The organism is Streptomyces sp. NPDC037401 (assembly GCF_055602345.1).
This window is the reverse complement of sequence record NZ_JBVJWO010000024.1, coordinates 75766-93898: the sequence shown is the minus strand read 5'-3', so window position 1 is coordinate 93898 and position 18133 is coordinate 75766. Positions and strand designations below refer to the sequence as shown.

Annotated in this window: 18 protein-coding genes; 11 read left to right on the top strand and 7 right to left on the bottom strand. The window is 71.4% G+C overall.

Annotation, left to right across the window (positions count from 1 at the left end; all coding sequences use genetic code 11):
- The first annotated feature begins 32 nt into the window (after nt 1–32).
- From ACZ7H1_RS24750 to ACZ7H1_RS24720, 7 genes are all read left to right on the top strand, one after another.
- Nucleotides 33–1091 (top strand): BMP family lipoprotein, encoded by a 1059-nt coding sequence (locus ACZ7H1_RS24750; RefSeq protein WP_470789731.1) that lies wholly within the window; start codon nt 33–35, stop codon nt 1089–1091.
- A 228-nt stretch (nt 1092–1319) separates the two neighbouring features.
- Nucleotides 1320–2990: an ABC transporter ATP-binding protein gene (locus ACZ7H1_RS24745; RefSeq protein WP_470789767.1), complete on the top strand. Its 1671-nt coding sequence runs from the start codon at nt 1320–1322 to the stop codon at nt 2988–2990.
- Nucleotides 2987–4102, top strand: a complete 1116-nt coding sequence (locus ACZ7H1_RS24740; protein ID WP_470789729.1) for an ABC transporter permease — start codon at nt 2987–2989, stop codon at nt 4100–4102. Before ACZ7H1_RS24745 ends, ACZ7H1_RS24740 begins: the two co-directional genes overlap by 4 nt.
- Complete coding sequence (locus ACZ7H1_RS24735; RefSeq protein ID WP_470789727.1) at nt 4099–5364, top strand: ABC transporter permease; 1266 nt, start codon at nt 4099–4101, stop codon at nt 5362–5364. Before ACZ7H1_RS24740 ends, ACZ7H1_RS24735 begins: the two co-directional genes overlap by 4 nt.
- Entirely contained in the window at nt 5361–5765 is a 405-nt protein-coding gene (locus tag ACZ7H1_RS24730; protein WP_470789725.1) for a cytidine deaminase, read from the top strand. The genes ACZ7H1_RS24735 and ACZ7H1_RS24730 overlap by 4 nt, the downstream gene beginning before the upstream one ends.
- Before the next feature lie 107 nt (nt 5766–5872).
- Nucleotides 5873–7150 (top strand): thymidine phosphorylase, encoded by a 1278-nt coding sequence (locus ACZ7H1_RS24725; protein ID WP_470789723.1) that lies wholly within the window; start codon nt 5873–5875, stop codon nt 7148–7150.
- A 52-nt stretch (nt 7151–7202) separates the two neighbouring features.
- Nucleotides 7203–7544: an STAS domain-containing protein gene (locus ACZ7H1_RS24720; protein ID WP_470789721.1), complete on the top strand. Its 342-nt coding sequence runs from the start codon at nt 7203–7205 to the stop codon at nt 7542–7544.
- On the opposite strand, the gene ACZ7H1_RS24715 is transcribed toward ACZ7H1_RS24720, so the two are convergent.
- The 3 genes from ACZ7H1_RS24715 to ACZ7H1_RS24705 all read right to left on the bottom strand — a co-directional run bounded on the left by ACZ7H1_RS24715 (nt 7458) and on the right by ACZ7H1_RS24705 (nt 10834).
- The gene (locus tag ACZ7H1_RS24715; protein ID WP_470789719.1) at nt 7458–8435 is read right to left on the bottom strand and encodes a sigma-70 family RNA polymerase sigma factor; all 978 of its coding nucleotides are present in this window, start codon (nt 8433–8435) and stop codon (nt 7458–7460) included. The genes ACZ7H1_RS24720 and ACZ7H1_RS24715 overlap by 87 nt on opposite strands.
- A gap of 157 nt (nt 8436–8592) precedes the next feature.
- Entirely contained in the window at nt 8593–9300 is a 708-nt protein-coding gene (locus ACZ7H1_RS24710; protein WP_470789717.1) for a L,D-transpeptidase family protein, read from the bottom strand.
- A 211-nt stretch (nt 9301–9511) separates the two neighbouring features.
- Entirely contained in the window at nt 9512–10834 is a 1323-nt protein-coding gene (locus ACZ7H1_RS24705; protein ID WP_470789715.1) for an MFS transporter, read from the bottom strand.
- 98 nt (nt 10835–10932) lie between these two features.
- Here ACZ7H1_RS24705 and ACZ7H1_RS24700 point away from each other — a divergent pair, with 98 nt between their 5' ends.
- Nucleotides 10933–11859 carry a LysR family transcriptional regulator gene (locus ACZ7H1_RS24700; RefSeq protein WP_470789713.1) on the top strand — a complete coding sequence of 309 codons (927 nt, stop codon included), beginning with the start codon at nt 10933–10935 and terminating at the stop codon, nt 11857–11859.
- A 1308-nt stretch (nt 11860–13167) separates the two neighbouring features.
- Here ACZ7H1_RS24700 and ACZ7H1_RS24695 read toward each other — a convergent pair.
- Nucleotides 13168–13866, bottom strand: coding sequence for an alpha/beta hydrolase (locus ACZ7H1_RS24695; protein WP_470789711.1), 699 nt, complete (start codon nt 13864–13866; stop codon nt 13168–13170).
- Nucleotides 13867–13980: 114 nt separating this feature from the next.
- Here ACZ7H1_RS24695 and ACZ7H1_RS24690 point away from each other — a divergent pair, with 114 nt between their 5' ends.
- The 3 genes from ACZ7H1_RS24690 (at nt 13981) to ACZ7H1_RS24680 (ending at nt 16433) form a co-directional block, all read left to right on the top strand.
- A complete protein-coding gene (locus ACZ7H1_RS24690) occupies nt 13981–15129 on the top strand; it encodes an adenosine deaminase (RefSeq protein WP_470789709.1) in 1149 nt (382 codons plus the stop codon).
- A 139-nt stretch (nt 15130–15268) separates the two neighbouring features.
- The gene (locus ACZ7H1_RS24685; protein WP_470789707.1) at nt 15269–15541 is read left to right on the top strand and encodes a hypothetical protein; all 273 of its coding nucleotides are present in this window, start codon (nt 15269–15271) and stop codon (nt 15539–15541) included.
- Nucleotides 15542–15671: 130 nt separating this feature from the next.
- Nucleotides 15672–16433, top strand: coding sequence for a hypothetical protein (locus ACZ7H1_RS24680; RefSeq protein WP_470789706.1), 762 nt, complete (start codon nt 15672–15674; stop codon nt 16431–16433).
- Between the two features lie 12 nt (nt 16434–16445).
- On the opposite strand, the gene ACZ7H1_RS24675 is transcribed toward ACZ7H1_RS24680, so the two are convergent.
- From ACZ7H1_RS24675 to ACZ7H1_RS24665, 3 genes are all read right to left on the bottom strand, one after another.
- Entirely contained in the window at nt 16446–16649 is a 204-nt protein-coding gene (locus ACZ7H1_RS24675; protein WP_470789704.1) for a PspC domain-containing protein, read from the bottom strand.
- Between the two features lie 36 nt (nt 16650–16685).
- The gene (locus tag ACZ7H1_RS24670) at nt 16686–17210 is read right to left on the bottom strand and encodes a VanZ family protein (RefSeq protein ID WP_470789702.1); all 525 of its coding nucleotides are present in this window, start codon (nt 17208–17210) and stop codon (nt 16686–16688) included.
- Between the two features lie 129 nt (nt 17211–17339).
- Nucleotides 17340–17963, bottom strand: a complete 624-nt coding sequence (locus tag ACZ7H1_RS24665; RefSeq protein ID WP_470789700.1) for a PH domain-containing protein — start codon at nt 17961–17963, stop codon at nt 17340–17342.
- Between the last annotated feature and the right edge of the window lie 170 nt (nt 17964–18133).

Sequence of the window (18133 nt, the reverse complement as noted above, 5' to 3'; positions counted from 1 at the left end):
GCGCTTCGGTCAGGTTTTGAAGGAGCCTCCCCTTGCGCCGGATCACCAGGATCGCAACCGTGGGCATCGCGTCCGCGGCGCTTGCCCTCAGCGCCACTGCATGTGGCGGAAAGAAGTCCACGGACGCCGGGTCCTCGGACTCGACGACGAAGGAAGCCACTGCGGCCATCGCCTACGACATCGGCGGCCGTGGCGACCAGTCCTTCAACGACGCCGCCTTCGCCGGCCTGCAGAAGGCCGAGAAGGACCTGTCGGTCAAGGGCAAGGAAGCCGAGCCCACCGAGGGTGAGGGTGACGCGGACAAGGTCCAGCGCCTCACCGAGCTGGCCCGCAGCGGCGCCAACCCGGTCATCGGCGTCGGCTTCGCCTACGCCCCGGCCATCAAGAAGGTCGCTCCGAAGTTCCCGAAGACCACCTTCGGAATCATCGACGACACCTCGGTGACCGGCGCCAACGTCGCCAACATGGTCTTCAACGAGGAGCAGGGCTCCTACCTGGCCGGCGTCGCCGCCGCCAAGGCGTCCAAGACCGGCAAGGTCGGCTTCATCGGCGGTGTCGAGGTTCCGCTGATCAAGAAGTTCGAGGCGGGCTACGTCCAGGGCGTCAAGGACACCAACCCCAAGGCCACGGTACTGACCCAGTACCTGACCCAGCCGCCGAACTTCGACGGTTTCGCCAAGCCCGACCTCGGCAAGGCCGCCGCCCAGGGCCAGCTGGCCAAGGGTGCCGACGTGGTCTACGCCGCCGCCGGTCTGGCCGGTTCCGGTGCGATCGAGGCCGCCTCGACCGCCGGCAAGTGGGCCATCGGTGTCGACTCGGACCAGTACAACCAGGCCGGTCTGGCGAAGTACAAGAACCAGATCCTGACCTCGGTCACCAAGGACGTCTCGGACTCCGTCTACAACCTGATCAAGTCGGTCAAGGACGGCAAGCCGCAGTCCGGTGAGGTCCGCTACGGTCTCGACAAGGACGGCGTCGGCCTGGCCGACTCCAACCCGGAGTACAAGAAGCAGGCCGAGCTGATCGCCGCGGTCGAGAAGGCCAAGGCCGACATCATCGCCGGCAAGATCAAGGTCAAGACCGCCCCGTAAGGCTGGTCCGTCTGATCTGACGGTCGCCGGGGTCCGGGAAGCGGCTCTGCCGCTCCCGGACCCCGGGCCGCTTTTGTGGCCTGAACTTTTCACTTTCGACAGCGCTACGCGCGTAGAGGTCTCGTGGACGCGATACCTTCACGACCCGCCCTGTCCTCCCTGCCTTCCGCTCCTTCCCGCCAAGGAGAGTGCGTCATCAACGCGTCCAGCCCGCCCCCCGCCGTAGAACTGCACGGCATTACCAAGCGCTTCCCCGGCGTCGTCGCCAACAAGGACATCGCGATCACCGTCCGCAAGGGCACGGTCCATGCCCTCATCGGTGAGAACGGTGCCGGCAAGTCGACTCTGATGAAGATCCTCTACGGCATGCAGAAGCCGGACGAGGGCACCATCGCGATCGACGGGGAGCAGGTCTCCTTCAGCACCCCCGGCGATGCCATCGCCCGCGGCATCGGCATGGTGCACCAGCACTTCATGCTGGCCGACAACCTCACCGTCCTGGAGAACGTGGTTCTCGGCGGCGAGAAGCTCTACGGCATCGGTGCCAAGGCCCGCAAGAAGATCCTGGAGATCTCGGACGCCTACGGTCTGGGCGTGCGCCCGGACGCCCTGGTCGAAGACCTCGGCGTCGCCGACCGCCAGCGTGTGGAGATCCTCAAGGTCCTCTACCGCGGCGCGCGCATCCTCATCCTCGACGAGCCGACCGCGGTGCTCGTGCCGCAGGAGGTCGACGCACTCTTCGAGAACCTGCGCGAGCTCAAGTCCGAAGGCCTGACGGTCATCTTCATCTCGCACAAGCTGGGCGAGGTGCTCAAGGTCGCCGACGACATCACCGTCATCCGGCGCGGCACCACGGTCGGCACCGCCGACCCCAAGACCGCCACGACCAAGCAGCTCGCCGAGCTGATGGTCGGCAGCGAGCTGCCGACGCCGGAGACCCGGGAGTCGACGGTGACCGACGTCCCGATGCTCCAGGTGAAGGGCCTGACCATCGCCGCCGACGGCGCGGTCGTCGCCGAGCCCGAGGTGCTGGCCCGCCAGGCCCCGGAGGACTCCGCGGTCCGCGAGGGGGCCGAGCTCGGCCGGCTGCTGCTGGACGACATCAGCTTCACCATCCACAAGGGCGAGGTCCTCGGAATCGCCGGCGTCGAGGGCAACGGCCAGACCGAGCTCATCGAGGCCCTGATGGGCATGAACACCCCGGACGCGGGCGTCATCACCCTGGACGGCGCGGACATCACCAAGGCTCCCGTCCGCAAGCGGCGCGTCGACGGCATCGGCTACATCCCCGAGGACCGGCACCGGCACGGCCTGCTGCTGGAGTCCCCGCTGTGGGAGAACCGCATCCTGGGTCACGTCACCGAGGCGCCCAACTCCAAGCGCGGCATCCTCGACCCCAAGGCGGCCCGCAAGGACACCGAGCGGATCGTGCGCGAGTACGACGTGCGCACGCCCGGCATCGACGTCACCGCGGCCTCGCTCTCCGGCGGCAACCAGCAGAAGCTGATCGTCGGCCGCGAGATGAGCCACAACCCGAAGTTCCTGATCGCCGCCCACCCCACCCGTGGTGTGGACGTCGGCGCACAGGCGCAGATCTGGGACGCGATCCGCGAAGCCCGCCGCGAGGGCCTGGCCGTCCTCCTGATCTCCGCGGACCTGGACGAGCTCATCGGCCTGTCCGACACCCTGCGCGTGATCTACCGCGGGCGCCTGGTCGCGGACGCCGACCCCGCGACCATCACCCCGGAGGAGCTGGGCACCGCCATGACCGGCGCGGCCCGCGGCCACCTGGAACACGAGAACAACGGCGAAACCGCTGGTACCGCCGGGAGCGCCGGCAGCACCGAAGGACCCGACTCCGCCGCGGGCGCCGATTCGCCGGAGGACGAGGCGCGATGATGAAAATCGACAAGGACAAGCTGATCCTGGGAGCCGCCGGACCGGTGCTCGCACTGGTCAGCGCCTTCCTGCTGACCGCCGTGGTGCTGCTCGCCACCGGCGTGAACCCGATCGAGCCGATCCGCCTGATGGTGGAGAACGCCGGCTACGAGGACGTCCAGGTCCTGATCCTGAATCAGACCGGCACGTACTACCTGGCAGCCCTGGCCGTCGCCATCGGCTTCCGGATGAACCTCTTCAACATCGGCGTCGACGGCCAGTACCGCCTCGCCGCGATGCTCTCCGCGGTGGTCGGCGCGTCCGTCACCCTCCCGGGCCCGCTGCAGATCCTGCTCATCGTCGTCGTCGCGATGTGCGTCGGCGCCTTCTGGTCCGGCATCGCCGGCGTCCTCAAGGCCAAGCGCGGTGTCAGCGAGGTCGTCTCCACGATCATGCTGAACGCCATCGCGACCAGCCTGATCGCCTGGCTGCTGCTGCCGGAGAACCTCGGCGTGCAGCCGGAGGGCTCCAACGACCTCACCACCGGCGACATCCCCGAGTCCGGCTGGTTCCCGGCCGTGAGCATGGGCGACTCCGGCGAGATCTACGGCTTCACCTTCGTCGCCTTCGCGCTGGGCATCGTCTACTGGTTCGTCCTCAACCGGACACGCTTCGGCTTCGACCTGCGCGCCACCGGCGCCAGCGAGTCCGCGGCCCAGGCCTCCGGCGTCGACGCCAAGAAGATGATCCTCACCTCGATGCTGATCTCGGGTGCGGTCGCCGGTCTGGCCGGCATGCCGGTCCTGCTGGGCGACACCCACACGTACAGCCTCTCCTTCCCGGTCGGCGTCGGCTTCACCGGCATCACCATCGCGCTGCTCGGCCGTAACCACCCGGTCGGCATCTTCTTCGCCGCCCTGCTGATCGCGTTCCTGGACAAGGCGTCCGCCTCCCTGGACCAGTACGGGTACGCGAAGGAAATCGCCACGATCATGAAGGGCCTGATCGTGATCGCGGTCGTCGTCTCGTACGAGCTCGTCCGCCGCTACGGCATCCGCCGCCAGCAGCAGAAGGTGGGCGAGGAGCTCGCCGCCGGCGGCGCCATGAAGACCGAGAAGGAGGTCGCGGCGTGAGCACCAGCACCGTTTCCGCGACGAGCGCCGCGCCCAAGAAGAGCAGCGGCCGCACGAAGCTCACCCTGCCCTGGATCCTGCTGATCATCGCGGGCGGCCTCGCGCTGGTCTCGCTGGTCCGCGTCATCAGCGGCGCCAACGACCTGACCTCCGTCGGCCAGGTCTCCGGCGCCCTCCAGCTCGCGGTGCCGATCGGCCTGGCCGGTCTCGGCGGCCTGTGGGCCGAGCGCGCGGGCGTCGTGAACATCGGCCTCGAAGGCATGATGGTCCTCGGCACCTGGTTCGGCGCCTGGGCCGGCTACCAGTGGGGCCCGTGGACCGGCGTCCTCCTGGGCATCGTCGGCGGCGCCCTCGGCGGCCTGCTGCACGCGATCATCACCGTGACGTTCAACGTCAACCACATCGTCTCCGGTGTGGCGATCAACATCCTCGCCATCGGCGTCACCCAGTACCTGTCGAACTACACGTTCGCCGAGGCCGAGGGCGGCTCCTCCAAGCAGTCCCCGCGCATCGAGCCGATCACCGACATCACCATCCCGGGGCTGTCGGACTGGCTGACCGATCTCCAGGGCAAGAACTGGTTCTTCATCTCGGACGTCGCCGGCGTCCTCGGCGGCCTGGTGACCAACCTGTCCCTGCTGACCGTCGTCGCCCTGCTCCTGATCCCCGGCAGCGTGTACGTGCTGTGGCGGACCTCGTTCGGTCTGCGGCTGCGCTCCTGCGGTGAGAACCCGGTGGCCGCCGAGTCCCTCGGCGTCAACGTGTACAAGTACAAGTACATCGCCGTGGTCATCTCGGGCGCCCTGGCCGGTCTCGGCGGTGCGTTCCTCGCGATCGTGTCCACCGGTATCTACCAGGAAGGCCAGACCGGCGGCCGCGGCTACATCGGTCTCGCCGCGATGATCTTCGGTAACTGGATGCCGGGCGGCATGGCGCTCGGCGCGGGCCTCTTCGGCTTCACCGACAGCCTCAAGCTGCGCGGCGGTGCCGAGAACGTCCACGCGATGCTGCTGCTGATCGCGATCCTGCTGGTCCTGGCGATGGCCTGGCACCTGTACAAGAAGAAGTACGTCCAGGCCGCGGTCTCCGCCGGCTTCGCGGTGCTGCTCTTCCTCTGGTACGCGCTCACCGACGAGGTGCCGAGCCAGTTCGTCGACGCCGCCCCGTACGTCGTGACCCTGCTGGTCCTCGCCCTGTCCGCACAACGCCTGCGGATGCCCAAGGCGGACGGCCTGCCGTACCAAAAGGGCCAGGGCAAGTGACGGCGCCCGGCACCTCCGCCATCGACTGGGAGGCCCTGCGGAAGCAGGCGCGGGACGCCATGTCCCACGCCTACGCCCCGTACTCGGGCTTCCCGGTCGGGGTGGCCGCCCTGGTCGACGACGGGCGCGTCGTGACCGGCTGCAACGTCGAGAACGCCAGCTACGGCCTCGGGCTGTGCGCCGAGTGCGGTCTCGTCTCGCAGCTCCAGGCCACGGGCGGTGGCCGCTTGACGCACTTCACGTGCGTGGACGGCAAGGGCGAGGTCCTGGTCCCGTGCGGTCGCTGCCGGCAGCTGCTGTACGAGTTCGGCGGTCCCGAGCTGCTCGTGGAGACGCCGGACGGGGTGCTGCCGCTCGCGGCGATGCTGCCCCAGGCCTTCGGGCCCGACCATCTGAGATAGCCGTACGAAGACGGCCCTTCGCCCTGCCGGGCGGGGGGCCGTCGCACTTCCCCGCATCATCCGTTCCACCCCTCTCTATGCGCGTAGAAGGAAGTAGGAAGTAACCCATGGACGTCATCTCCGTCATCCGCACCAAGCGCGACAAGGGCGAGCTGAGCCCCGAGCAGATCGACTGGGTCATCGACGCGTACACGCGCGGCGTGGTCGCCGACGAGCAGATGTCCGCGCTGGCGATGGCCATCCTGCTGAACGGCATGAACCGCGCCGAGATCGCCCGCTGGACCGCCGCCATGATCGCGAGCGGTGAGCGGATGAACTTCGACGCGCTCTCCCGCCCGACCGCGGACAAGCACTCCACCGGCGGCGTCGGCGACAAGATCACCCTGCCGCTCGCCCCGCTCGTCGCCGCGTGCGGCGCCGCCGTGCCGCAGCTCTCCGGCCGCGGCCTCGGCCACACCGGCGGCACCCTCGACAAGCTGGAGTCCATCCCCGGCTGGCGCGCGCTGCTCTCCAACGAGGAGATGCTGAACGTGCTCGACACCACCGGCGCGGTCATCTGCGCCGCCGGCGACGGGCTGGCCCCGGCCGACAAGAAGCTCTACGCGCTGCGCGACGTCACCGGCACCGTCGAGGCGATCCCGCTGATCGCCTCCTCGATCATGTCGAAGAAGATCGCCGAGGGTACGGGCTCCCTGGTGCTGGACGTGAAGGTCGGCTCCGGCGCCTTCATGAAGAACATCGAGGACGCCCGCGAGCTGGCCCGCACCATGGTCGGCCTCGGCACCGACTCGGGCGTCAAGACGGTCGCCCTGCTCACCGACATGTCCACCCCGCTCGGCCTCACCGCGGGCAACGCCCTCGAGGTCCGCGAGTCGGTCGAGGTGCTGGCCGGTGGCGGCCCCGCGGACGTGGTGGAGCTGACCATCGCGCTCGCGCGCGAGATGCTCGACGCGGCCGGCATCAAGGACGCCGACCCGGCGAAGGCCCTCGCGGACGGCTCCGCGATGGACGTGTGGCGCCGCATGATCGCCGCCCAGGGCGGAGACCCGGACGCCACCCTGCCGGTCGCCCGCGAGCAGCACGTGGTCACCGCCCCGTCCTCGGGCGTCCTGACCCGCCTGGACGCGTACGCGGTGGGCGTGGGCGCGTGGCGCCTGGGCGCCGGCCGGGCCCGCAAGGAGGACCCGGTGCAGGCGGGCGCGGGCATCGAGCTGCACGCCAAGCCGGGTGACTCCGTCGTCGCCGGCCAGCCGCTGATGACCCTGCACACGGACACCCCGGAGAAGTTCGCGTACGCCCTCTCCTCCCTGGAGGGGTCGTACGACGTCGCCCCGGCGGGCACCGACTTCACCGCGGCCCCGATCGTGCTGGACCGGATCGCCTGACGCGATTGCGCCCGGGCCGATGAATCGGTGACCCGGGCGGGGTCTGTGTCTCGTGGAGACGAAGACGCTGACCCTGCCCGGACCCGATCTGCCCGGACACGACATCCCCGCGCTGTGCGCGCGGATACGCGACCTCAGCCGCGGCGGCCCCGCGGAGGTGGTCTGCGATGCGACCGCGGTCGTGCTCCCCGGGCTCGCCGCGGTCGACGCCCTCGCCCGCATGGCGCTGACCGCCCGCCGCCACGGCACCCGGCTCCGGGTGAAGGGCGCCGGCGGGCGGCTGCGCGCGCTGCTGGGCCTGGCGGGCTTAGCCGAGGTGCTCGGGCAGCCCGAAGAGCGGGAACCACCGCTCGGTGTCCAGGAAGGCGTTCAGGCCGACGATCCGTCCGTCTGAGATCTCCAGCACCTGGAGGGCCCAGGGCACGTGCCCCTCGCCCGTCTCGGACCTGCGGTACTGGCCGAAGGCCGGGAGGCCGTTCGCCACGGTCGGCACCAGGCGGGAGCCCTTGCAGCCGATGCCCTGGTTGAGGTGCCAGGCGGCGATCTCCGCCGGCCCCTGGAGCCACAGGTCGAAGGGCGGCATGGACAGCACGGCGTCCTCGTGCAGCAGCGAGGTCAGCTGCTCGATGTCGTAGCCCTCGAAGGCCGCCGTGTAGCGGTCGAGCAGCTTGCGCTGCTCCTCGTCGAGCGGGTCGGCGGCATCGCTCTCGCGGATCTTCTGCGAGGCGAGCGTCGCCCTCGCCCGCTGCAGGGCGCTGTTCACCGAAGCCACCGTGGTGCCCAGCAGCTCGGCCGTCTCGTCGGCCTTCCAGGCCAGCACCTCGCGCAGGATCAGCACCGCCCGCTGCTTGGCCGGCAGGTGCTGAAGGGCCGCCATGAACGCCAGCCGCACGGACTCCTTCGCGAGCGCCGTCTCCGCCGGGTCCGCGGTCTGCGGCAGCACCCGACCGTCCGGCACCGGCTCCAGCCACGTGACCTCGGGCCGGGTGGCGAGCACGGCCGAGGCCTGGGCCTGCGGAGCGGTGAGGTCCATCGGCCGGGCGCGCTTGCTGCCCGCGCTGAGCAGGTCCAGGCAGACGTTCGTCGCGATCCGGTACAGCCACGACCGCAGCGAGGAGCGGCCCTCGAACTTGTCGTAGCTCCGCCAGGCGCGGATGTACGTCTCCTGGACCGCGTCCTCCGCGTCGAACGACGATCCGAGCATCCGGTAGCAGTAGCCGTTGAGCTCGACCCGGTGGCGGTCCAGGGCGGCGTCCAGCTCCGGACGGGTCGCGACGTCACTCATCTTGTCTGCCCCCAGGTCGCACAGGTGTGGTTCCGGTCCGGTTCCGGTACTTCGGGTACTTCGGCTTCGGACACTTCGGAAGCTACCCCAGGGGTCTGACAACGGCAGCCGGAAACGCCCGGGCGGCCCGCTGGGGGCAGCCCGGGCGCGGGTCTGCTCAGGTACCCGGCTTGCGGCCGTAGACGAAGACGTCCTCGCCGTTCTTGAGCATGTTCCAGTACGCCTTGGCGTCCGCGGACCGCATGTTCACGCAGCCGCCCGAGCCCGGCGGGTTCCACATGCTCTTGGTGACGGAGTGGAAGGCCTGGCCGCCGTCGAAGAACTGCGAGTACGGCATCCACACCCGGTAGATCGTCGACCAGTGGTTGATGTTGCGGTGGTAGATCTTCTTCAGCCCGGTACGGGTTTCCGTACCGTCCTTGCCCGTCCGCACCGGAACCGGGCCGTACTTCAGGGTGCGGCCGTCCTGGATCCAGCTCAGCTGGCGGGTCAGGTCCACGCACGCGATCCGGCCGCGGTTGGTCGGGCACTTGCCGTCGGCGTTCGGGTTGTTGCCCGCCGCCTTCTGGGCCAGCATCGTGCTCATCGTCCGCCAGGTCACGGTGCCCGCGTACCCGGCGGTCGGGGTGATGCCGTGCTTGGCCTGGAAGGCCTTGATCGCCTGGCAGTCCGCCGCGGACTGACGTCCGTCGACCGGCCGCCCGAGGAACTTCTCCACCTGCTTCTGGTAGGGCCCGGTGGTCATGTTGCACGACGCCGCCTGCGCCGGAGCGGCCGTCACCGCCAGCGACAGCGGCATCACGAGCGCGGTCACCGCGCCCGCCGCCACGGCCCCGCGGCGGCTGCCGCGTATGGCCGCAGCCATCTTGTTCCCCATCCCCGTTCCCGTCCCCATGCCGATCCCCATCCCCAGATCCCCAGATCCCCGATAGCGTTCTCCGTGCCTCGCCCCGAGGCCGTGCGGGGCCGTACGAGGCCCTCGTCTGGAGGACGCACGAGGGCCCGGGATGAGTTGCACTCCCGGGCCGTCTTTTTGTGCTGAGCAGCTGGTATTACTGCGGCCTGCGGGACAGCCCCTAGCGCACGGGGGTGAGGAGCAGGCGCTCCGCGCGGGCCACCCGGGACCCGTACAGGGTGATCGAGACGACGCCCAGTACGGCCAGCAGGCCCAGCAGCACCGTCGCCTGCCAGCCGGCCGCGTGGTACGCCACCGCACCGAGGGTGCCGCCCGCGCTGCTGCCCAGGTAGTACGCCGACTGGTACAGGGCGGAGGCCTGGGCGCGGCCCGTCTTCGCCGTACGGCTCACCGAGGACGACGCGACCGCGTGGCCCGCGAAGAAGCCCGCGGTGATCAGCACCAGGCCCGCCAGGATCGCGGCCAGCCGGTCCGAGAGCGACAGCAGCAGGCCCGCGGCGGTCGTCGCCACGGCCAGGTACAGGGCGCCGCGGCGGCCCAGCCGGGCCACCAGCTGCCCGGCGGCGGCCGAGGAGGCCGTACCGACCAGATAGACGAGGAAGATCGAGCCGATCACGCCCTGGCCGAGGGAGAACGGCGCCTCGGCCAGCCGGTAGCCGATCACCGTGTACACGGCGCCGAACACCGTCATGAACAGCGCGCCGATGCCGTACAGGCGCAGCAGCAGCGGGTCCTTCAGGTGACCGGCGACGGTGCGGCCGAGCGCCCGCGGCTCCAGGGAGGCCGGGCTGAAGAACCGCGCCTTCGGCAGCAGGACGCGGAACACCACCGCGCACACCAGCGCCAGCACGCCGACCGCGGCGAGCCCGGCGCGCCAGCCGCCCAGCTGGGCCGCCCACCCGGTGACGAGACGGCCGCTCATGCCGCCGATGGAGTTGCCCGCGACGAACAGTCCGATCGCGGCGACGAGCGCCTTGGGCCGGACCTCCTCCGCGAGGTACGCCATCGCCGAGGCGGGGACGCCCGCGATGGCCGCGCCCTGCACCGCGCGCAGCGCGATCAGCACCTCGATGTTCGGGGCGAAGGGCACCAGCAGGCCGACCGCCACGGCCACCGCCATCGAGCACGTCATCATCCGGGTCCGGCCGAAGCGCTCGGAGAGGGCGCTCAGCGGGAGGACGAACAGCGCGAGCGCGCCCGTCGCCGCCGACACCGTCCAGCTGGCCTGACCGGCCGTCACGCCGAAGCCCGTGGAGATCGCGGGCAGCAGCGCCTGGGTGGAGTACAGCAGCGCGAAGGTCGCGAGCCCGGCGGCGAAGAGCGCGAGGCTCAGGCGGCGGTAGCCGGGGCGGCCGGGGGAGAGGGGCTCCGGGGCGGCGGCGGGCTTCGTGTGAGAAGCGGGCTTCGCGTGGGGAGCGGGCTGCGGGGACGGCGGGGTGGAGGCACCCGTGGTGACGGGTGCCCCGGTATGAGCGGGAGGCATACGTCGACGGTAGGACGGCTTCTTTCATGCGTCCAATGCGTCCAATCCCCATAATTGATTCAGTTCTGCATAAGCACAGTTCAGGAGGGTGGCTGTCAATGAGCCGTTACGAAGAAGACATGGCCGTGACAACTGTCCTTGCGCCCCGCCTCGCCTATTTCGCCGCGGTCGCCCGCCACCAGCACGTCACGCGGGCCGCGCACGAGCTGGGAGTTCCACAGCCGACGCTGTCGCGGGCGATCGTCCGGCTCGAACAGGACCTGGGCGTCGCCCTGTTCGCGAGGAAGGGACGTACGGTCGTCCTGACGACCGCGGGCCGCACCTTCCTCGCCTCGGCGGAACGGGCCCTCGGTGAGATCGGCCGCGCCGCCGAGTCCGTACGGGCGGACGCCGACCCCGCCTCCGGGAAGGTCGCCTTCGGCTTCCTGCACACCATGGGGTCGGAGACCGTACCGGGGCTGATCAGGGCCTTCCGGGCGGACCACCCGCGGGTGCGGTTCTCGCTCGTGCAGAACTACGGCGAGGCGATGCTGGAGCGGTTGCGCGCCGGCGAGCTGGACCTCTGTCTCACCTCGCCGATCCCGGACGCGCCGGACCTGGTCGCCCGGCGGCTCGACGAGCAGCGGCTGCGGCTGGTCGTGCCGGACGACCACAGGCTCGCCACGCGCAAACGGATCCGCCTCGCGGAGGCCGCGGACGAAACGTTCGTCACCCTGGAGCCGGGCTACGGGCTGCGGCGGATCACCGACGACCTGTGCGCGGAGGCGGGGTTCACCCCGCGGGTGGCGTTCGAGGGCGAGGAGGCCGAAACGCTCCGCGGCCTGGTGGCGGCGGGGCTGGGCGTGGCCCTGTTGCCGCCCCCGGCGGTCGCCCGGCCGGGCGTGGTCGAACTGACCGTCACGGCACCGCGCGCGGCCCGCGAAATCGGCGTCGCCTGGCTCGACGGCCACCCGGACACCCCACCGGTGGCGGCCTTCAAGCGCTTCCTGCTCTCGCAGCGGGGGAGGCTCCTGCCGGAGGGGTAGGGGTAGGGGTAGGGGTAGGGGGTGGGGGGTGGGGGTGGGGGGCCGGTGCTCTGCCGGGGCGGTCCTCTTCCCCCAAGCGGGGCGCTGTCTGCCGGTGTTTGCCCACCCGCCTCCCCGGGCGGTCTGGCTTGTACGGCAGTCGGCACGATGGTGGGGCGGGGTCCGGTGCCGCGCTGGCTCCTGATGGTCTCCGGAGGCGGGTGCGGCGCATCGGCACTCGGCGGAGCCGAGGTGTGTTGCGGTCGGGATGACGGCGGGGCGGTGGCGGGGGCGGGTTTGCGGTGGGTCGGGGTGGCGGGGTTCTCCGTGGTCTGCCCGCATGTCTGAGTGTCCGTCCGTGCCGGGCCGTGCCCTCAAGGGCGCTCCCTTCGGTCGCGTCGCTTCGCGATGGCCCTTCGGGCCACCCTTGACCGCCCGTCCCGTCCCGGAAGTCCACAGACTTGCGAGCATCCCCCGGAGGGGGAGGGATGGCAGCGGGGACGGGACCCAGTGCCGGTCCCCCTGGCCGACCGGTCGGGTCAGGGGCGCGGGGTGCCCGCCCTCCGGGCGGAAAGACGCGCGGCAGATCGCTACACGGCCGCGGTCGATTGGCGGCCGGCGGCCGGCCGTGGTTGGGCATAGGCCGCCCACGATCGCTACACGGCCGAGGCCGACCGGCGGCCACCGGACCGGCCGTGGCCGGACATAAGCCGCCCACGATCGCTACGCGGTCCGCTCGTCTCGGCGGCGGCCGGGCTGTCTGTGGCCGGGCATAGGCCGGCAGCGGCCGCCGGACAGCCGTGGTCGTCCGGCGGCCGCTGCTTGTCAGCAGCAGAGCTCGGTGGGGCGGTCGTCAGGCGGCAGGACGGAGGTGTGCACGGCGGGGAAGCCGCCGGTGGTGGGTGGCCTCCCACCGGGGGGCCTCAGCTATGCCCTCCCAGCCGCGCGGAGCGCGGGCGCAGACCCGCGCGCGAAGAGCCGCTTCCGGGCGGGCTGGTTCCTCTCGTCCCCACCCTGCCCCGGCTGGGCGGGCCGCCCGTGGCCCGCATGATCTCGGCGCTGTGGCGCTGGCACGTGCGTTCCGACATGCCCAGGCGGCGGGCGATGGCCTTGTCCTCCGTGCCTGCGGAGAGGAGCTGGACGATCGTCTGGCTGTCTGGCGCAGTTCGTCCGACCGCCCGGCGCCACCGTCCTGCACCCCCCGACGGGCTCCTTCCACCACGGCTACGTCCTGGCCACCGCCCGCGCCGCGGACGAGCTCTCCCGCACCCTGGGGCGTGCGGCCGGTCTTCTGACGGCGGTCTCCGTACCCGGCTGAAGCCGGCCGGCTCAGCCCCGCAGCGACCGGCCGAAGCCGGAGGCCAGGGGCATGCGCAGGCCGAGGGGCGGCGGGGCGGCGAGGGCGTCGGTGACCGGCCGGGAGTAGTGGCCCGTGAAGAGGGCGCCCCTGACGAAGTCCACGGACAGGGCGACGACTTCGGAGCGGTGCTCGCGCAGCGAGTGGCCGTCCGAGTGGACCTCGAAGCGGCACGTCGACCGGTTCGCCTTCTTGGCGCGGGTCGCGAGGTGGAACGACAGCTCCGGGTCGGAGCTGGCGTCGTTGGTGCCGTGAACGATCAACACCTGTCGGCCCGCCAGCTGTTTCACCGGTTCAGGGGAGGCCATCGGGGACGGCTCCTCCAGGCAAGGGGCAAGGGCCAGTACGGAGTTGACGGCGGTGTGGCCCGCGGCGCGCAGGGCGGCCAGGCCGCCGGCGCCGTAGCCCGCGAGGCAGACGGGCACGTCGCCGTAGCGGCGTACGACCTCGCCCGCGGCCCACTCGGCGGAGCCGCCGTGGACCAGGTGCACGGCCAGTCCCTCCGCCGCTCCCGCCCTGGCCAGAGCCCGGCTCAGGGCCCGTACCGGGCCCGGCGAGAGCCGGGAGGTGCCGGGGAGTAACAGGACGACGCCACTGACCACCTCGGAGCCGTTCGCGCGGGCCGCCCGCCCCAGGCGGGCCCCGCGCACCGGCGGCGCATGCTGTGCCATGGCCAAACAGTCTCAGACGCCCGGGTGTACGCCACCCGTCCGCACGGTCACTGTTACGTATCGACCGCGCCGCCCGCCGGGGCGCTCTACGCGCGTAGGCGCTACAGTGCCGAGATGACGAGCGAGACCCCCACCCTGCCCACGCCGGACCAGATCCGCCGCTCCCCGAAGGTGCTCCTGCACGACCACCTCGACGGCGGGCTGCGTCCCGGGACCATCCTCGAGCTGGCCGCGGAAGTCGGCTACGACAAGCTCCCCGAGACCGACGCCGACAAGCTCGGCGTGTGGTTCCGCGACGCGGCCGACTCCGGCTCGCTGCCGCGCTACCTGGAGACGTTCGCGCACACCTGCGCCGTCATGCAGACGAAGGAGGCGCTCTTCCGGGTCGCCGCCGAGTGTGCCGAGGACCTCGCCGAGGACGGCGTCGTCTACGCGGAGATCCGCTACGCCCCCGAGCAGCACCTCGAGGCCGGTCTGAGCCTCGAAGAGGTCGTCGAGGCCGTGAACGACGGCTTCCGCGAGGGCGAGCGCCGCGCGAGGGCCAACGGCCACCGCATCCGCGTCGGCGCCCTGCTGACCGCCATGCGCCACGCGGCCCGTGCGCTGGAGATCGCGGAGCTGGCCAACCGCTACCGGGACAACGGCGTCGTCGGCTTCGACATCGCCGGCGCCGAGGCCGGGTTCCCTCCCACCCGCCACCTCGACGCCTTCGAGTACCTCAAGCGCGAGAACAACCACTTCACGATCCACGCGGGCGAGGCCTTCGGCCTTCCGTCGATCTGGCAGGCCCTCCAGTGGTGCGGCGCCGACCGGCTCGGCCACGGCGTGAAGATCATCGACGACATCGAGGTCGCCGAGGACGGCTCCGTGACGCTGGGCCGCCTGGCGTCGTACGTCCGGGACAAGCGCATCCCCCTGGAGATGTGCCCCACCTCGAACCTCCAGACGGGCGCGGCCGCCTCGTACGCCGAGCACCCGATCGGCCTGCTGCGCAAACTGCACTTCCGGCTGACCGTCAACACCGACAACCGGCTGATGAGCGGCACCAGCATGACCCGCGAGTTCGAGCACCTGGTCGACACGTTCGGCTACTCGCTCGACGACATGCAGTGGTTCACCGTCAATGCGATGAAGTCCGCGTTCATTCCTTTCGATGAACGACTCGCCATGATCAACGACGTCATCAAGCCTGGCTACGCCGAGCTGAAGTCGGAGTGGCTGTTCCGCCAGACTGCTTCCACCAGCGGTTCTGTCGCCGTGTAGGCCACGGCATTACGTTCTGAAAGCGTCCGGGAGGGTCAATTCCCGGACGCTTTCTCGTATTTAAGGATGTTTGCGGTGGAGGGTTTGAGATGGCTAGTTTGCGGAGCCGCTCAATTCCCCGTCGCAAGGACGAGATTTCATGAAGCAGTCAGCTGCCAAGACCCTCGGTGTCGCCGTCCTCGGTGCCGCCTTCGCCGCAGCCGCCGCGGGCACCGCCTCGGCCACCCCGGCCGTGGGCGCCGCCGACCTGCTCGGCTCCGCCACCGGCATCGCCGGCGCGGTCCCGGTCGCGGACACCCTCGGCAAGGTCACCAACCAGACGGCCGCCCCGGCCGAGGGCCAGGGCGAGTCCTCGGACCCGGTCGCCGGCCTGCTCGGCGGTCTGCCGCTGCAGGGCGGCCTGCCGCTCTGACCCTGCCGCGTTCCGTACGCGTGCACGACCGGGCGCACACCCCTTCGACGAGGTGTGCGCCCGGTCGCGTGCTGTGCCAGGATCGCCACCAACTGCCGTAAGACGCACGGGCTGTGAGGTTTCGTCGATCATGCTGGTGAAGGCAAGGGGAGCGGTCGCGCTCCTGACCGTTCCCGTCCTGCTGCTCGCCGCCGGCTGCTCCGCGCAGGAGTCCGGACCGAAGGGCCCCGCCGAGAACAAGAGCTCGCGGCAGCCCGCCGCGGGTGCCCCGGGCAGTGCAGGGACGGCCCCGGGCAGTACCGGGACGGCCCCGGCCGGCGCAGGGACGGCCCTGGAGAAGGCGGCGCTGGCCCCGGGGGACCTCGCCGACTACCAGATCTCCACGCAGGGCAAGGACCCGGCGGCGCCGGACGGCCAGCCCCAGGCGGACCGCAAGCCCTGCCAGCCGCTGGCCGACGTCATGGGCGACGAGCCCGACGAGGCCGCGCGCGAGACGGTCAACCGCGGCATCGGCTCCCGCAGGAAGCTCGGCCTGGCGGTGTCCGCCTCGCTCAGTTCGTACGCCGAGCGCGACGCGAAGCAGCTGCTCTCGGGCCTGCGCGAGGCGCTGGGCGCCTGCAAGGACGGCTTCACCGCGACCGTCGAGAAGCAGACCGGCACGTACAAGGACGTCCGGCCGGCGGACTACGAGGTCGGCGGCGACGAGAGCGTGAGCTGGACCGTCACCGCGGCGGCCGAGGGCGTCTCGGCCCCGGTCCACCTGCTCGTCGTCCGCTCGGGGGCGACGGTCGTCCGGATGATGGCGCTGAACGTCGCCGACCGGAAGCAGGCGGAGGTGCCGCACGACCTCGCCGACAAGCAGCTCGAAAAGCTGGCGCGGGCCGGCCGCTGATTCGCGGTCCGGCTACCAGGCGGTCTTGGCGGCGGTCTGCTCGTTGGGCAGCAGCAGCCACAGGGCCAGGTACACCAGGAACTGCGGGCCGGGCAGCAGGCACGAGACCACGAATATGACCCGCATGGTCGTCGAGGAAATTCCGAAGCGACGCGCCAGCGCGGCGCAGACTCCGCCGATCATTCGTCCGTCGCGGGGGCGGGCAAGGGCGGCCATGGCTTTCTCCTTCGTCGTATCGCTTTCTGCGATGTCTCAATACTCCCTGGGTACGGCGGACAGAACCTCGCTCCAGGGGGCGATACCGACCCTGGAAATCCTCGGGGTCGACCCCTGAGAAGCCGGTCCGGAAGGGACCTCGCACACCTTTGCGCGCCGCAGCCGGGCGCGCACCGCCGGTACGACGGCCAGGTGCGCGAGGGCGACGCCGGCGGAGTTCAGCAGCAGCGAGTCGACGTCCATCACCTGGCCCGGGATGCCGGTCTGGAGCAGCTCGATGGCGAGCGAGACGAGCGTGCCGGCCGCGGTGGTACGGGCCAGCGAGGCCAGTGGGGACACGGTCAGCCGGCCGCCCGTGAGCGGCAGCAGTACGCCGAGCGGGGCGAGCAGGACCACGGCCGACCCGATCCGGCGGGCCGCCTCGAGCGGCCCGTACGCGAGATCGGCCCTGATCCCCTCCAGGGGGGTCAGATTGGCGGCCGCGGCCCAGGGCACGTCCAGCGGCCGCAGGGTGAACCAGCCGACGAGTGCGAGATGGGCGAGGAGCAGGACGCCGCTCACGGCCCGGAATCGTATGGCGGAACTGCCGCCCACGTCATGACGCTGTTGCACACCAGCAGGGACGCACCGGGCGGTGGGCCCGGTTCCGGTGCCGGGTGTGACGGCCGTCCCCATGCACGGGCGGGCCGGTCAGCGGGTGGCGAAGAGGACGATCAGCAGGATCGCGCCCGCGACGGCCGGGGCGATGGTCTCGTACGCCCAGCGCACGGAGACCTCGCCCTGGGCGCCCGGGCGGTTGGTGGCGACGGCCCGCTCGTGGACCTCGCTCAGCTCGGCGACGTGCTGGTCGGCCTCGGCGCGGCTGATCTCGGGCTCGGCCTGGAGCATGTCCTCGCCGTGCGCCTTGCGCTTGGCGTTGCGGCGGGTCGCGGACTTGCGCTGGCGCAGCGAGACGGGGATCGACCACAGCTGGTACGTCGCCCCGCCCGCGAGGGCCTCGGCGGAGTAGCGGGCCCGGATCGCGTCGACCCTGGCCCACGGCAGCTCGATGGTCCGGAAGGGGTTGCGGATCCGCAGCCGGTCCTCGTTGGCGAAGACGGCGGGCCGCAGGGTGTACGCCCAGATGAGCGGGGCGGCGGTGAGGAATCCGGCCAGCGCGAACCAGGGGGTCCGGCCGCTGCCGCGGACGACCGCGTCGCCGCAGATCCACAGCAGGAGCGCCAGCAGCAGGCCCCCGGTCACCAGGGCGGCGTTGGAGCGGTAGACCCGGTCCGCGTAGGCCGGTTCCTCGATGGGCTGCTGGGGGCTCGTCATGCGCTCGATTCTGCCTCACGCCGTCCCGGCCCACGAGATCGGAGCCGCCCTCCCGGGCGGCCGCCCGGGAGGGCCCCGGGAAACGCCCGTGGGGGGGGGGGGGGGGGGGGGGGGGGAGGGGAGGGGGGGAGGGGGGGGGGGGGGGGGGGGGGGGGGGGAGGGGGGCGAGG

Coding starts and splice junctions, on each gene's coding strand:
- ACZ7H1_RS24715 (WP_470789719.1), bottom strand. CDS start 8,435: ATGAGTGACGTCGCGACCCGTCCGGAGCTGGACGCCGCCCTGGACCGC.
- ACZ7H1_RS24705 (WP_470789715.1), bottom strand. CDS start 10,834: ATGCCTCCCGCTCATACCGGGGCACCCGTCACCACGGGTGCCTCCACC.
- ACZ7H1_RS24675 (WP_470789704.1), bottom strand. CDS start 16,649: ATGGCCGCCCTTGCCCGCCCCCGCGACGGACGAATGATCGGCGGAGTC.
- ACZ7H1_RS24740 (WP_470789729.1), top strand. CDS start 2,987: ATGATGAAAATCGACAAGGACAAGCTGATCCTGGGAGCCGCCGGACCG.
- ACZ7H1_RS24680 (WP_470789706.1), top strand. CDS start 15,672: ATGCTGGTGAAGGCAAGGGGAGCGGTCGCGCTCCTGACCGTTCCCGTC.
- ACZ7H1_RS24725 (WP_470789723.1), top strand. CDS start 5,873: ATGGACGTCATCTCCGTCATCCGCACCAAGCGCGACAAGGGCGAGCTG.
- ACZ7H1_RS24690 (WP_470789709.1), top strand. CDS start 13,981: ATGACGAGCGAGACCCCCACCCTGCCCACGCCGGACCAGATCCGCCGC.
- ACZ7H1_RS24665 (WP_470789700.1), bottom strand. CDS start 17,963: ATGACGAGCCCCCAGCAGCCCATCGAGGAACCGGCCTACGCGGACCGG.
- ACZ7H1_RS24700 (WP_470789713.1), top strand. CDS start 10,933: ATGAGCCGTTACGAAGAAGACATGGCCGTGACAACTGTCCTTGCGCCC.
- ACZ7H1_RS24710 (WP_470789717.1), bottom strand. CDS start 9,300: ATGGCTGCGGCCATACGCGGCAGCCGCCGCGGGGCCGTGGCGGCGGGC.
- ACZ7H1_RS24695 (WP_470789711.1), bottom strand. CDS start 13,866: ATGGCACAGCATGCGCCGCCGGTGCGCGGGGCCCGCCTGGGGCGGGCG.
- ACZ7H1_RS24685 (WP_470789707.1), top strand. CDS start 15,269: ATGAAGCAGTCAGCTGCCAAGACCCTCGGTGTCGCCGTCCTCGGTGCC.